This window comes from Xanthomonas euroxanthea (assembly GCF_900476395.1).
GTDB classification, from domain to species: domain Bacteria; phylum Pseudomonadota; class Gammaproteobacteria; order Xanthomonadales; family Xanthomonadaceae; genus Xanthomonas; species Xanthomonas euroxanthea.
The window spans coordinates 329,256-343,807 of record NZ_UIHB01000004.1 but is presented as its reverse complement, the minus strand read 5'-3'; the positions used below and the strand labels follow the sequence as shown (position 1 = coordinate 343,807).

Genomic DNA, 14,552 nt, shown 5'->3' with positions numbered 1-14,552 from the left:
GGCCATGGGGACCGTGATGCGCGTCGCGATGTTCAGGTGGCCGGATTGCGGGCGAGTATGCGCCGCGGCTTGCGCCGCTGCCACCACTGCGGCTTTGGCACGTCGTTCAGTTGCGGCATGACAGCCTGCGGCCAACGTGATCGAGCCGATCCAGGAGTGACGATGTCGAACCATGCCGCAAAATATGCCGTGACGATCGCTGCAGTCTTGCTCAGCGCCCAAGTGCTCGCTGCCGAACCGACGCCGGAATTGAAGCAGCGTCCAGCCGGCACCGCGCAAGCGGTCGGCGCCGTGCACACCCTGCGCCAGATTCCCGAGGCCTGCGCGCGCCTGGAAGGCGTGTTCACCGGCAATGCCGCGCAGCCGTATACGTTGTCGGTGGTGCGCAGCAGTCCCACCTGCCAGCCGCGTGCACGCTTCGTGGATTTCGCCAAGGCCACGCCCAGCGTGGCGTCTGGCTGGATCTTCAACGATGTGATCCGCGTCCCCAGCGCAGCCTGCCCCGCGCAGCAGGCGGTGGTGCGCGTCTGGCGCAAGCCGGTGGAGGCCAAGCCGCAGCTCGACGGCCAAGGCCAGTCGCGCATCTACCTGGAAGATGCGAAGCAACAGGCCGCTGCAGGAAAGATCCCGCAGGTGCCGATGTTCGCTGCGCAGCAGACGATGGAAGGCAAGGCCTGTCAATAGGCGCGGCGAGGAGGCCTGCTTCACAGCCGTCAGACGGATGCGGCTGGTGTCCGCGAGTGGCATACATAACTTGCATGCCCAGTACTCGCCATACGCATTCACCTGGCAGGTGCCTGCCGCTTTTGTCAGCCGCTTACAATTAGTAGGTGCCGCTGACGCCGCAGGCGTGCGTACCTGTCATTTGCTGCGACATCCGGGAAATGGGGTTTTTCGTTTCCCAAGGCCTGACGCACGGACGAAATTAATGTAAATCTTACCTTCCTATTAAGAGCATGCGCCAAAGGCCAACTTCTTTGTAAACTGGTTCAGAGCAGGCTGTATAAACAGTTTTACATTCTGCTTCTAGTGTAATTTTATTTTTTTCCCTGCAATCGCGCTGAGCCCGCCTGTGAGGCTTATAACTGAAGCCTCTCTGCAGCCAATGTGACTTTGAAGATATTGTTTCGCGCGTCATCATTGAATTGATCGACAGAAAGTCGACCGCCATCCGGGAAGTTTTCCATATCTTCCTTGGGGTAACGACCTTTCCAGAAATAGGTGATCTTGGGTGCTGAGCTATGAATCTCGCTCTTAAAGAGGACTGGCTGAAATCGTGTTTCCTCTTTCTTTCCAGTGGCTTTCAATGAGATGCCAACTCCATTGAGTTCAAATGCGCACATACCCTTGCCGTAGGAGTCTACATCGACCATGCCATCGGCATAGATCATCGTCACATAGGTGGATGCATCACGCTTCTCGAAGTGTATGGGAATTGCATCCTCTTTTTGCTTTGTCGACATGCCCAGCGAACGATCAAAAGGCGTGCAGGCATCGCGGTTGGTCATTTCGTAAAACGCCGTGCCTGAGATCCAGTCAAAGGGCCCTGGCGCATCTTCAATCATCATGGTGATGCGATACGCCTGCACCGGATGCGGGTTCTTCTGATAGACCGGATCGGTGTCGACGTTGTAGGGGGACGAGGGTTCGCTGGGGGCATTCATGGGCTTGCATCCTGCAAAGAAGAAGGGCATGAAGAGGAAAGCGAAACGGACGAAATTCTTGGGGGTCATTGGAGATGCTTCTGTTGCCTACGCATTGCGCGCTAGAAGACACGCAGTTTAGGCACACATGAGGGCGACTCGCGCTCCCCTCCCTGACATCGCGCAAGGGAGGTGCCCCAAATTGGGCGGGGGGCATGGATACTCAAGAGCTAATCTATCGACCAATGCGATACAGGTGAGCCTACGCTCACTTAGGAAGTTAAATGGCATGCATGCAATAGATGCCAACTAGTACGTGCGACGTTAGGCTGGATTTTTCGGGCTACGATACTGACAAGCAATAGATGCAGGCATATGTAAATGTCTGAGCTAACGCTCCATTTAAACAACATGTATTGATGTCCTTAAAACTCCATGTGGCCGGATCGACGGGAAGCCGGCAATCGGTACGCTTAGCTTGCAGAGCGTGAAGGGATCGTTGTGTACTAACAGGGCCACCTCATAATCACTCCTTCCACCCGAGTTAAGAACTGGGTGCCGGTTTTACAAGGGCGTAGGTTTGTTAATGAGGCGCCTTTTTAGCGATATTTCACATGGCTTTATGCGGAAATAATTTTTTCGAAAGAAGTGCTAGTAACTTTCAAAAATTGGCTCTGAGCAAGCTTGGTATATCGCTCTGCATTGATTTTTATTCTCTGCTGAACAAATATTTTCAACCTCTACCTTTATTTTTTCTGGTGACGCTCCTGTCCTGAAGTGAATGGTCCCTGCTGATGAATGACCATTCTGATAGGGCTCGGCCACGGCTGCGCATTGATTTTTATAGGAATTCCATTTCTTGCACTCTTTCCCGCCGGCCTTCACACAACCCGCAATAGCATCCTGCTCAGCTTCAGATTTAGAAAGCTTTCCAGTTGATACTCCCAGAGCCCCCACACTGGATTTATCGAGAGATATCGCTCCCCAAGTTTTAATCCACCTGCCGAGTGGTTGAGATTCTTGTTGGCTAGAGCCTCCTTGCGGGATTGGTGCACACGCCGCGACGCCTTGGCCCCCGATTGGATATTGTCCTGGGGGACACCCTTGCTCAGCCATCGCAGTCCATCCAGTGGCTAAGAGTAAAATTGATAAAAATCTATAATATATTTTATTCATAATCGTTGCACATGTTGGGCCGCATTTAGCTATTGTTTCCATCATTCCTGATGGCGTTACCCCGCGAGCCCGAGACTTGTATTGGTTCTGAATTTGTTGTTGATCCAATGGCGCGTCCCTGTTGTTGCGGGGCTGTCACGGAATCACGATCATTAATTTGATGGGAGTTTCTACCAACTTGCTGCGGCATATACGACCCAGCTGGCTGCCCCTGGGGTCCAGGGCTTGCTGCAGTCCCAAACGCCGAGTAGGCCATGAACGTGCCCATATTGCCCTGCCATAGCGCGGCGGCGATGGTGGGGACGGTGACGATGAGCATGGTCATGATCAGGCCGATGCCGCCTTGCTGCAGGGCCTGGCTGGACAAGCCTTCGGCATCGCCGAATTTAATGAACTTGACCGCCCAGTAGGCCGCGGCCACCTTCGCGGTGAACTTGAGCACCATGGCCGTGACCACCGACAGCATAGCCATCGAGAACAAGGTGCCGATGAGGTAGAACAGCCACCTCTTGAACAGGTCCTTGGTCTGGTCGAAGACCAGCGCCAGGATGAAGATCGGCCCGACGCCGATCAAGAAGGCCATGGTGAACTTGAACAGCAGCAGCATCGTGCCAGCGGCCATCGGTGGGCTAGCGGTGCCGAAGCCCGCCAGCATCACGGCCCTGCCTTTTTTCTCCAGCATCTCCGGCTCGCTGGCATCCACCCGGACGGCATCCAGCGCCGCCAAGGCGATCTGGGTGTAGGCCAGGTTGTCGTCGATGGCATCCTCAGCGGTGCTGTCGTCGTCACCGGTGAACAGACCGTGGATTTTCTTGTCCAGGTTCTGGGTCATCGTCTGGTGCAGCATGGCCCCGTTGGCCCCGTTGGCCCCGTTGGCCCCGACCACCGAGGCCACGCTGATGATGATGGCGACTTTGGCCGCCTTGATCATGGTGGCCATCGCACTCTCGCGCGATTGCCCGGTGGCGATGCGATAGCCCAGAATCAGGATCCAGAGCGTGGTTACCGTCAGCGCGATCGTGCTGACCCACTTCATCGCCCGCCCCATCAGCTCAAGGCCGCACTTTTCAGATCTAGAGCCGGACGAAAAGCAGGCTAGTGCGGTGACGGCTTGCGTACGCATCGCGCTCCCTGCTGCAAGGACAATGGTTCTCAGAGTACACGTGCAGGCGAGGGCTGGGCCATCTCCTGGGATCGCTGGCTGTCTAGCGCCTGTGACTGGCGCAGACTTTCCTGCACGGGCGGTACCTCGGCTGCCAGATCGACCTTGGCCCGGAAGCCCGGCGTGTTACTGACGATCCAGGCATTGCCGTCTTGCACCGTCACGCTGCGCAGCTGGTCGACGTTGACGATGCCTGCGCGCTTGGATTCCACAGTGGCATGCAGTGCTACGGCGTCGGACGTGCCCTGCGGCAACTTGCTGTGGATGGAACGGTACAACGGATCATTGGACAGAGCCGCCGCGCCCGGATCTACGCGGCGCTCGGGAGTAGTGCCGAGCGGCAGCTTCCAGCCAGGGGCTACGTAGACTGGCTTGTCTTCGCGCTCCATGCGCTGCTGCGTTTCCCTCCAACGCTCGGCTGCCATCTCCGCTGCACCGGCACCGGGGGCCAGCGTGCCGCGCAGGTGATTGATACCATCGACCACGCTCATGGACTGCAGGTGGCGCGATGCCAGCGTCAGGCCGCCGCGAGAGAGCGCCACATCGTCGCGATACATTTCGATCATCGGCGCGCACTGCTGCGCCAGTTGCTGCGACCTAGGATCTTCCAGCACTGAGCGATCCGGCTTGCCGTTGCCGTCAAAAGGCAGAAAGTTATGCATGCGATGCGACTCGCCCAGCTCCATGGCGACAAGCGGACTGCGGTCATCCAGCACGTTTCGGTCGTTGGCATAACCTGCCTTCTGAAGGGCGGTGATTTCCTGCGGCGCGGCGTAGATCCTGACTTGGCCGTAGTGTTTGCTGGCGGCACTGACCGCATCGCCAGCCATCACGTGATTGATGACATTGGTGCCGCCCTCTGGAATACGGCGATCAAGGCTGACCGCGCCGTATGCATTGAAGGTCTCGCCCTTGAGGTCATAGTGATGAGCGGTAACTTGGGCCAAGTCGCCACCAAGGGAGTGGCCGGTGACGGTGACGTCAACCACCTCGCCGTCCTTATCGAGTTTTTGTGCATAGACCAATGCATGTTTGGTCAACTCAAGTGCTTCGGCTGCCTGGCGGTTGTGACGGATGGCGACCATGCCGCCATCGGTGTGGACACCATCTTGCTTGAGCTCCCGCTCAGTCTCGGTGCCGCGGTGAGCGACAATTATTTCGTTTGTATCAACGCGCTGATAAATGATGCCTTGGTAACCCGAGGGGCTATCGACGTATTCCATACGGCGATAAGAAATGCCACCAATATTTTCAGGTGTGCTGTTAGGCCCCGTCTCCCTTGGTGGCTTATAGACATCGTCCGAGAGCGCTGCATACTGCTGGCTTGTTATGCTCATGGCGTTGCCTTTCTCGTGCTCAATGTCACCCTAAAGATGTTTTTTCTTGCGCTATCATTAAATTGATCTTCTGCAAGACGCCCACCATCGGGAAAGTTGTCAACATCTTCTTTGGGGTAACGGCCTTTCCAGAAATAAGTAATCTTGGGGGTTGAACTGTAAATTTCGTTCTTGAATAAAACTGGCTGAAACCGTGTTTCCTCGTTTTTCCCGGTCGCCTTTAGCGAGATGCCAACCCCATTTAGCTCAAATGTGCACACGCCTTTGCCATAATAGTCCGCATCAACCATGCCATCGGCATATATCACCCCAGTATATGTGGATGCATCTAGCTTCTCAAAGTGAATAGGTATTCCATCCTCATCAGACTTGCTCCACACACCAGCAATGGACTCGATAGGCGTGCATTGCTTGTGGTTGGTCATTTGGTAGAAAGCTGTGCCCGAGATCCACTCGAACGGCCCTGGCGCATCTTCGATCGTCAAAGTAATGCGATATGCCTGAGTAGGATGCGGATTCTTCTGATAGATCGGATCGGAGCGACTGCGCGTTGTGTCAGCTTGTGGGGATGGGGCATCCATGGGCTTGCATCCTGCAAAGAAGAATAGCAGGAGGAAGAAAGCAAAACGGCCGACGATCTTGGGGGTCATTGAAGATGCTTCTGCTGACTGCAGGCATTGCGTGCGAGAAGATGCATGGCTTTGACGCGCAAGGGATGCTTCTGACGCTGCGCTGACTCGATAACACGAGTTTGGAGGATCCGCAGCAGTCGAGAACTGGCTTATCAGTTCATAGGAGATAGGTTTAATAAGATTTAAATATTGGCTCTGAGCAAGCTGTGTAAATTACTTTGCATTGGTTTGCTGGATTTCTTCTTTCACATGCGTTTTGCGCCGAAGCTGAGGCTTGCTCGATCGTCTGGTCGGTAAAGAATTGTACATTCCCGACTAAGTTTGGTTTGCCGTTAATCTGTGGCTCCCCAATAGCTATACATTGGTTTCTGTACGTCAGTCCAATTTTGCAATCTTTTTCGCCGTGCTTTGCGCAGCGAGCTAGAGCATCGCTTTCAGCTTCCTTCTTGGATAATTTTCCAGTGGTTACGCCGAGATTTCTTTCTAAGCCAAGTGACCCTATTGCAACGGACCCCCAAGTCTTTATCCACTTGCCAAGCGGGCGGGGCTCGATTGTGTTTTGAGTATTCCCTCCGGGGATAGGTGCGCACGCAGCAACGCCTTGTCCACCGATAGGGTATTGGCCAGGAGGGCAGCCTTGCTCTGCTTGAGCAGTCGCAGAAAAAAGAAACGATAAAAAAACTAGAAAGATCGAAATTCTCATAGTCTGTTAGACCCGTGCTAGTCAGCTAACATTAGTATCTTTGGTGCCTGCTAAACCGCGGTATCCAACCTGTGGAGAAGGTGTATTCTGTTCTGGAATTCGCGCAGCATTTGCATTAGTTCCGTTCGCGCCATTGAACTCGCTGGATTGCCTAGTGCTATCTCTGCCAACTTGCTGCGGCATATACGACCCAGCGGGCTGGCCCTGAGGTCCCGGGGCTGCTGTGTTGTTGAATGCAGTGTAGGACAGGAACGTGCCCATATTGCCCTGCCATAGCGCGGCGGCGATGGTGGGGACGGTGATGATGAGCATGGTCATGATCAGGCCGATGCCGCCCTGCTGCAGGGCCTGGCTGGAGAGGCCTTCGGCACTGGCCAGAGGGATGAACTTGACCACCCAGTAGGCGGCGGCGACCTTGGCGGTGAACTTAAGCACCATGGCCGTCACGACCGACAGCATTGACATTGAGAACAACGTACCGATGACGTAGAACAGCCACTTCTTGAACAGGTCCTTGGTCTGGTCGAAGATCAGCGCCAGGATGAAGATCGGCCCGATGCCGATCAAGAAAGCCATGGTGAACTTGAACAGCAACAACATCGCGCCGGCGGCCATCGGTGGGCTGGCGGTGCCGAAGCCTGCCATCAGCATGGCGCGACCTTTTTTCTCGAGCACTTCCGGCTGGGCCGGATCTACGCGCACCGCATCCAGTGTGGCCATTGCGACCTGCGTGTACGCCAAGTTCTCGTCGATGGCATCGGCGGCAGTGCCCTCATCGCCGGTGAACAGGAGGTGGATTTCCTTGTCCAGGTTCTGGGTCATGGTCTGGTGCAGCATGGCGCCGTTGACCCCGAGGGCCGAGGCAATGCTGATGATGACCGCGACCTTGGCGGCTTTGACCATGGTGGCCATCGCACTCTCGCGCGACTGCCCGGTGGCGATGCGGTAACCCAGAATCAGGATCCACAGCGTGGTCACTGTCAGCGCGATCGTGCTGACCCACTTCATGGCCCGTTTCATCAGTTCAAGGCCGAAATCCTGGATTTCCCGGTTGAAGTAATCGTTGACCAATTTGAAGAAGACGAAGTCACCGAGGTTGGCGTCCGCGAGGGGCTTTAGCCAGCTTGCCGCGCCATGAAAAAAAACGTCCATTGCTGTTTGCCTGTGCGTCGTGATCTGGGCTTTGGTTGCCCGCTAATTCAATTGGACAGCGCAATCTTCAATGCTGCTGCTTGCACGACCTGCCCCAGTAAATTGCCCTTGTCGCCTTCCAGCGCGCGCTTGGCCAGCAGGGTCTGGTCATCCTTGAGTCCCGCAATATAGACGTCGTAGGCTTTCATCTTGGCTTCCCAATGACTCATTTCGAGCGCATTACGTGCCGTGAAACGCTTTACTTCGTTATCGTTGGCTGCCAATGCGCCCTGTTTAGTACCCACTCTACCGCGCTGGCGCTCAATGGCCTCGAATTCGGTGTTACGTTGCACCAAGCGCTTGAGCATGGTGACCGATTCGTTGTACTGGGCATTTTGCGCCATGACAATGCGGGCGCAGACTTTCAGCTGCTCCTCCGCCATATTCCCACTCATCGTGGGTGCGATGGACTTGATCTGGTCGAGAATGCCCGCAATGCCGCTGGCTTGTGCTCCCGGGCAGGCGAACTCAAGGCCATAGCCTGGTTCCCGCAAGACGAACTTATCGTCCAGGGGGGGGCGAAGAAAGTTCAAGCTCGTCAAACTGATGAGTTGCTGTTTGTAATGATCCAACTCCTGCTGATACTGCCTGGCCGTCTCGGCCCACCGCTTGGCCTGTTCCGCATATTCGGCCGCGTTTTTTGCCACCCCGATCGTATCGTTGACGATCACTTGCGCATTGGCAGGTCCGATGAGCATCCCTGCAGCCAGCAGCAAGCCGGCGGCAAGACGTGAAAGTTGGGGTCGGAGGCGGCGGGAGCGTGCGGTCATGGCGAGTCTCGTCGATCTTTTCGGTACAGAAGGGTGGCGGAAACAGCAGCAACAGAAACAGCAATGAATGGCCAGATGCGCGTTCAGCGGGACAATGCGGCTTTATAAATCATGCGCTCGTCGCGAGTGAGTGAGGCCGTTTCGTCCGGACACGGCCTTCCTGGCGGCACTGGCTGACCACCGGGGAAGACTGGAGATGATTGCCTGCTGGGCCATGATCCTTATGCGCGATGAGGCAGGTTTGGTGCGAACTGTGGCACACACTTAACCAAAATTCTACTAATGAGGTCAGGCTGTACTCCTGGGGGGAGCCGTTCGGGCGCGGCCCGGCTTGCTCTGCCCGTTTGTGTAGGAAAATCCCTACAGTCGATCGCGGCATTTGCCTGCGTAGCCCTTTCCTTTGCCAGCCCCGGTCAGTAGGCAGCGGGTGCGGCACGGACTCAACCGGATCGGACGGCAATCCACACACGCCCTTGGCTTCAACGCCGGAGTCGGTTGCACCCCTGCGCCGCCGAAGCGCCAGCGGTGCCGCGGGCGCCCGGGCTGGAGGCTATGCTCCCCCTGTCAGCCCTCCCACACCGGCAATTTCTTCGCCACCGCCACATTCTTCAACGTCACGTACTTGGGCAGGCCGTCGCTGCCGTAGGCCAGCGGCGCTTCGCCCTTGATCAATGGGGCGAAGTAGCGGCGCGCCTTATCGGTGATGCCGAAGCCGTCCTTGCGCAGGAAGCTGGGCGGCATCTTCTTTTCGTGGTTGGCCACCTTGTGCAGCGGGGCGGGCACGATCTTCCAGCGGTACGGCGCGTCGCTGACGCGTTCGATCACCGGGATCACTGCGTTCATGCCCTTGAGTGCGTATTGCACGGCGGCCTTGCCCACGGCCTGGGCCTGTTCCCAGTCGGTCTTGGAGGCCAGGTGGCGTGCGGAACGCTGCAGGTAATCGGGCAGCGTCCAGTGCACCTTGTAGCCGAGCCCCTGCTTGACCTGCGCGGCCAGGAAGGAGGCCACGCCGCCGAGTTGCGCATGGCCGAACGAGTCGGTCGCGCCGCCGGCATCGGCGACGAAACGGCCCTGCGCGTCCTGGATGCCTTCGCTGGCGACCACCACGCACCAGCCCACCTTGTTCACCACCTGCTTGACCTTGGCCAGGAAGGCGGCCTGGTCGTAGGCACGCTCGGGCAGCAGGATGATCTGCGGTGCATCGTCCGGGCCCTGGCCGGCCAGGCCTGCGGCGGCGGCGAGCCAGCCGGCGTGGCGGCCCATCGCCTCATAGATGAAGACCTTGGTGGAGGTGTCGGCCATGGCGGCGACATCCAGTGCGGCCTCGCGGACCGACACCGCGGTGTACTTGGCCGCCGAGCCGAAGCCGGGGCAGGTGTCGGTCACCGCCAGATCGTTGTCGATGGTCTTGGGCACGCCGATGCAGTGCAGCGGGTAACCATAGGCCTTGGCCAGCTGCGAGACCTTCCACGCGGTGTCGGCCGAGTCGTTGCCGCCGTTGTAGAGGAACCAGCGCACGTCGTGCGCGCGCAGCACCTCGAGCAGGCGCTCGTATTTGGCACTGTCTTCTTCCAGCGACTTGAGCTTGTAGCGGCACGAGCCGAACGCGCCGCCCGGAGTCTGCGCCAGTGCGGCGATCGTGGCGGCAGACTCCTTCGAGGTGTCGATCAGCTCCTCGCGCAAGGCGCCCAGGATGCCGTTGCGTGCGGCCAGTACCTTGACCTTGCGTGCGCGCGCCTCGGTGATCACACCGGCGGCGGTGGCGTTGATGACGGCAGTGACGCCGCCGGATTGGGCGTACAGCAAGTTGCCAGTGGACATGGGGGACGGGCTCCTTACATGGGCGATGGCGCAGGGGACAGTGCCGGGACATTCCCCGGATGCGGTAAGCTGCACGACCATACGGTCAGCGCTGGCGAAGACCTGAGTCTAACGCCGCCAACCGCAACGCGTTTTTATTCGAAAGTGGAGTCCACTGATGCGATTGGTTCTGTTGGGACCGCCCGGTTCGGGCAAGGGCACCCAGGCGACACGTCTCAAAGACAAGTTTGGGATCCCGCATATTTCCACCGGCGATCTGCTGCGTGCCGAAGTGGCCGCCGGCTCACCGCTGGGCCTGAAGGCCAAGGAAGTGATGGCACGCGGCGATCTGGTTTCCGACGAGATCCTGCTCGGCATGCTGGAGGCGCGGCTTGGTCAGGCCGATGTCGCCAAGGGCTTCATTCTCGACGGCTATCCGCGCAACGTGGCGCAGGCCAATGCGCTGGACGACCTGCTCGGCAAGATCGGTCAGCCGCTGGATGCGGTGGTGCAGCTGGATGTGGCCAGCGAATTGCTGGTCGAGCGCATTGCCGGCCGCGCCAAGGCCGAGGGCCGCGAGGACGACAATCCCGAGTCGGTGCGCAAGCGCCTGCAGGTCTATACCGATTCCACGGCGCCGGTGATCGGTTTCTACGAACAGCGCGGCAAGCTGGCACGCGTGGACGGGGTGGGCACGCTGGATGAAGTGCTGGAGCGTATCGGCACCGCGCTCGGTCGCTGAGCCGGGGTGGATGGGCCGGGCAGTACGCCTGGCCCGCACAGATGCGCTGGCGGCCGGCGTGGCGTCACAACCCATTGATTGCGCAAGAGAAAAACCCCGGGCGTACAAGACGACCGGGGCAGAATAACGCCAGTAATGAGCTTGCTCAGAGCCCCACAGCATGAGCTCCCTGGGGATTTGGCCTCTTGGGGAGTAGGACCAAAGGGGTGCTGCGACTGGCGTTCAGCATAGTGATGGATGTGACGCAGTTCTCATATCGGGAAATTCCTGACAATGCGGTAGGGGTTTCCTGACAACACGGTCGGCGGTTGCGTGGAATGGCCCGCAACTCCGGCGATCGGCGACAATGCGGCCCATGACCAAACTCCACATCCTCGGCATTGCCGGGACCTTCATGGGCGGTGTCGCCGCCCTTGCGCGCGAACTGGGCTGGCAGGTAGAGGGCAGTGACCAGGCCATCTATCCGCCGATGTCCACCCAGCTGGAAACCCTTGGCATCGCGCTGGCACAAGGCTACGCGCCGTCCAATATCTCGGCAGATGCAAGCGATGTCGTCATCGGCAATGCCTTGTCGCGCGGCAACCCGGCAGTGGAAGCGGTGCTCGACGCGGGCCGTCGCTATAGCTCCGGTGCGCAGTGGCTGGCCGAGCAGGTGTTGCCGGGCCGCGACACCCTGGCCGTTGCCGGCACCCACGGCAAGACCACCACCACCACCATCCTGAGCTATCTGCTGGACGCCGCCGGGCGCGCACCGGGTTTTCTGATCGGTGGCGTGGCCGAAGACTTCGGCGTGTCGGCCCGGCTGGGCCAGGGGCGCGAGTTCGTGGTGGAAGCCGACGAATACGACACCGCCTTTTTCGACAAGCGCAGCAAGTTCGTGCACTACCGGCCGCTGGTGGCGATCCTCAACAATCTCGAGTACGACCACGCCGATATCTTTCCGGACGTGGCCGCGATCCAGCGCCAGTTCCACCATCTGGTGCGCACGGTGCCGGCGCGCGGGCGGCTGATCGTCAACGGCGAGGATGCGCGCCTGGCCGAGGTGCTGGCGATGGGCTGCTGGACGCCGGTGGAGCGCTTCGGTTTCGATGCGGCGCTCGACTGGAGCGCACGCTTGATCGCCGCAGACGGCAGCGCGTTCGCGGTGCTGCAGCGTGGGGTGGAGATCGGCCAGGTGCAGTGGCCGCTGGTCGGGCGGCATAACGTGCTCAATGGGTTGGCAGCATTGGCGGCCGTGCATGCGGTGGGCGTGGATCCGGCGACGGTGATGCCGGCGCTGGCGCGCTTTCAGAGCGTCAAGCGGCGGTTGGAGCTGCTGGGGCAGGCAGGCGACATCACCGTGTACGACGACTTCGCCCATCACCCCACCGCGATCGCGACCACCTTGCAGGGCCTGCGTGCGAAGGTCGGCGCGGCACGCGTGCTGGTGGCGATGGAGCCGCGCAGCAATTCGATGCGGGCGGGCGCGCATGCGCAGGCGTTGGCGCCGTCGTTGCGCGATGCCGATGCGGTGGTGTTCCTGCATCGGCCCGAACTGGCCTGGGATGCCGCACCGATCATCGCGCAGGTGCGCGGTGATGCGCATGTGGCGCATGACGTGGAAGCACTGCTGCAGACCCTGGGCGAGATTGCGCAGCCGGGCGACCATGTGGTGTTCATGTCCAATGGCGGTTTCGATGGCGCGCCGCGTCGCTTTCTGGCGCAATTGTCCCGATGACCGACCTCACGACCACCGCCGACACCAGCGCCCTGCCATTGTTTCCGTTGCACAGCGTGCTGTTGCCAGGTGCGGCGATGGGCCTGCGCGTGTTCGAGCGCCGCTACCTGGATCTGGTGCGCGAGAGCGGCCGCACGGGCAGCAGCTTCGGTGTGTGCCTGATCCTGGATGGCACCGAGGTCGGCGTGCCGGCAACGCCGGCTGCATTCGGCACCGAAGTGCGTATCGAGGATTTCGATGTCGGCGCCGACGGCGTGCTGGTGTTGCGCCTGCGCGGCACGCGTCGCTTTCATGTACGGCGTTCGCGCATTCGTGACAACGGGCTGGTGGTCGGCGAGGTGAGCTGGTGCGAACCCGACAGCGACGACGAACTGCGACCCGAGCATGGCCTGCTGGCAACCGTGCTCGAGCGCCTGCTCGAACAGGTCGGCGGCGAATTTGCCTCCGCCGGGCCTGAGCTGCTGGACCAGGCGGCATGGGTCGGCTGGCGGCTGGCCGAACTGTTGCCATTGACCGAGCAGCAGCGTCTGTCGCTGTTGCAGCAGGACGATCCGCACCGGCGCCTGGACCAGTTGCTCGCCTGGATGCCGTGACACTAAGACAACGGCGCGCGTGACCCATCACCGCGCTTGCACCCCTGCAACGGCACACTCGCCACGCTTGAGTGCGCTCCCGATGGCATCCCTGCAGTGGATGCGCGCATTGGCGTCACTCGTTATCGATCCACGGAGTGTGCCTTGATCATCGATGTCAAACCGCGTGTGGCGGATGTATTCAGTCAGGTCTGGCGGACCCTGGCGGTGTTGTTCGTATGGGACGTGTTGATCACGATCATCTACTACGTGCTGCCGTTCCGCGCGCCTGCATTGCCGTTGACCATCTTCGGTTCGGCGCTGGCGTTGTTCCTGGGCTTTCGTGCCAACTCGACCTACCAGCGCTGGTGGGAAGGGCGGGTGCTGTGGGGCCAGATGATCAATGCATCGCGCAATCTGGTGCGTTTGAGCATCAGCATCCTGTCCGCGCCGGAAGCGGCAGCGCTGGGCCGCAGCATTGCGTTGCGCCAGATCGCCTACGTCAATGCGTTGCGGTGCCAGCTACGGCGGCTCCCGGTGGCGATGGCGCTGGAGCCGCGCCTGCATGCCGACGAAGTGGCCGCGGTGATCACGCGCACCAATGTCGCCAACGGCCTGCTCGACGCCACCGGACGCAACGTCGAGCAGGCACGTCGCGATGGCTGGATCGACAGCATTCAACAAGCCAGTGTCGAGCGCATCCTGGTGGATATCGCCAACGCGCAGGGCGGCATGGAGCGCCTGAAGAATACGCCGTTGCCGTATCAATACCGGTTCTATCCAAACCTGTTCACGCGGCTGTTCTGCGTCCTGCTGCCGATCGGCCTGGTGGAGACGCTGCAATACGCAACGCCGGTGGGGTCGACCGTGGCTGGCCTGATGTTCCTGGCGGTGCTCAAGATCGGCGATGAATTGGTCGACCCGTTCGCCAATACCATCCACGACCTGCCGCTGGACAGCATGTGCCGCACGGTGGAAATCGACGCGTTGCAGGCAATCGGCGAACAGGCGCCGGAACCGATGCAGCCGGTGGATGGCGTGTTGTGGTGAGTGCATCGCGCCTCGACCAATGCGGCTTGTGCGCATCCAAGCGGCGCTGAAGCGCAC

At 59.6% G+C, this 14,552-nt stretch carries 14 protein-coding genes; 5 read left to right on the top strand and 9 right to left on the bottom strand.

Annotation, left to right across the window (positions count from 1 at the left end; all coding sequences use genetic code 11):
- Positions 1–162 precede the first annotated feature (162 nt).
- A complete protein-coding gene (locus tag CPBF1521_RS13915; protein WP_115677360.1) occupies positions 163–684 on the top strand; it encodes a hypothetical protein in 522 nt (173 codons plus the stop codon).
- A 395-nt stretch (positions 685–1,079) separates the two neighbouring features.
- Here the strand turns inward: CPBF1521_RS13915 and CPBF1521_RS13910 are convergent, their stop codons facing one another.
- The 9 genes from CPBF1521_RS13910 to CPBF1521_RS13870 all read right to left on the bottom strand — a co-directional run bounded on the left by CPBF1521_RS13910 (position 1,080) and on the right by CPBF1521_RS13870 (position 10,435).
- Positions 1,080–1,664, bottom strand: coding sequence for a hypothetical protein (locus CPBF1521_RS13910; protein ID WP_115677406.1), 585 nt, complete (start codon positions 1,662–1,664; stop codon positions 1,080–1,082).
- Positions 1,665–2,294: 630 nt separating this feature from the next.
- Positions 2,295–2,819, bottom strand: a complete 525-nt coding sequence (locus tag CPBF1521_RS13905) for a DUF4189 domain-containing protein (protein WP_235858457.1) — start codon at positions 2,817–2,819, stop codon at positions 2,295–2,297.
- A gap of 25 nt (positions 2,820–2,844) precedes the next feature.
- On the bottom strand, positions 2,845–3,942 hold the full coding sequence (locus CPBF1521_RS13900; RefSeq protein ID WP_115677358.1) for a TrbL/VirB6 family protein: 1,098 nt from the start codon (positions 3,940–3,942) through the stop codon (positions 2,845–2,847).
- Positions 3,943–3,971: 29 nt separating this feature from the next.
- Complete coding sequence (locus CPBF1521_RS13895) at positions 3,972–5,318, bottom strand: Tle-like phospholipase domain-containing protein (protein WP_115677357.1); 1,347 nt, start codon at positions 5,316–5,318, stop codon at positions 3,972–3,974.
- Entirely contained in the window at positions 5,315–5,899 is a 585-nt protein-coding gene (locus CPBF1521_RS13890) for a hypothetical protein (RefSeq protein WP_115677405.1), read from the bottom strand. The genes CPBF1521_RS13895 and CPBF1521_RS13890 overlap by 4 nt, the downstream gene beginning before the upstream one ends.
- A 223-nt stretch (positions 5,900–6,122) precedes the next feature.
- Positions 6,123–6,653: a DUF4189 domain-containing protein gene (locus tag CPBF1521_RS13885; RefSeq protein WP_115677356.1), complete on the bottom strand. Its 531-nt coding sequence runs from the start codon at positions 6,651–6,653 to the stop codon at positions 6,123–6,125.
- A 21-nt stretch (positions 6,654–6,674) separates the two neighbouring features.
- The gene (locus CPBF1521_RS13880; RefSeq protein ID WP_115677355.1) at positions 6,675–7,805 is read right to left on the bottom strand and encodes a TrbL/VirB6 family protein; all 1,131 of its coding nucleotides are present in this window, start codon (positions 7,803–7,805) and stop codon (positions 6,675–6,677) included.
- Positions 7,806–7,852: 47 nt separating this feature from the next.
- Positions 7,853–8,614, bottom strand: coding sequence for a hypothetical protein (locus tag CPBF1521_RS13875; protein ID WP_181901230.1), 762 nt, complete (start codon positions 8,612–8,614; stop codon positions 7,853–7,855).
- Positions 8,615–9,178: 564 nt separating this feature from the next.
- On the bottom strand, positions 9,179–10,435 hold the full coding sequence (locus CPBF1521_RS13870; protein ID WP_115677354.1) for a 6-phosphofructokinase: 1,257 nt from the start codon (positions 10,433–10,435) through the stop codon (positions 9,179–9,181).
- Positions 10,436–10,592: 157 nt separating this feature from the next.
- Here CPBF1521_RS13870 and CPBF1521_RS13865 point away from each other — a divergent pair, with 157 nt between their 5' ends.
- The 4 genes from CPBF1521_RS13865 (at position 10,593) to CPBF1521_RS13850 (ending at position 14,495) form a co-directional block, all read left to right on the top strand.
- Complete coding sequence (locus tag CPBF1521_RS13865; RefSeq protein WP_104648828.1) at positions 10,593–11,156, top strand: adenylate kinase; 564 nt, start codon at positions 10,593–10,595, stop codon at positions 11,154–11,156.
- Positions 11,157–11,502: 346 nt separating this feature from the next.
- Positions 11,503–12,873 carry a UDP-N-acetylmuramate:L-alanyl-gamma-D-glutamyl-meso-diaminopimelate ligase gene (gene mpl / locus CPBF1521_RS13860; RefSeq protein WP_180496755.1) on the top strand — a complete coding sequence of 457 codons (1,371 nt, stop codon included), beginning with the start codon at positions 11,503–11,505 and terminating at the stop codon, positions 12,871–12,873.
- Positions 12,870–13,466, top strand: coding sequence for an LON peptidase substrate-binding domain-containing protein (locus CPBF1521_RS13855; protein WP_104584045.1), 597 nt, complete (start codon positions 12,870–12,872; stop codon positions 13,464–13,466). Before mpl ends, CPBF1521_RS13855 begins: the two co-directional genes overlap by 4 nt.
- Before the next feature lie 144 nt (positions 13,467–13,610).
- Positions 13,611–14,495, top strand: a complete 885-nt coding sequence (locus CPBF1521_RS13850; RefSeq protein WP_104648831.1) for a bestrophin family protein — start codon at positions 13,611–13,613, stop codon at positions 14,493–14,495.
- The last annotated feature ends 57 nt before the right edge of the window (positions 14,496–14,552 follow it).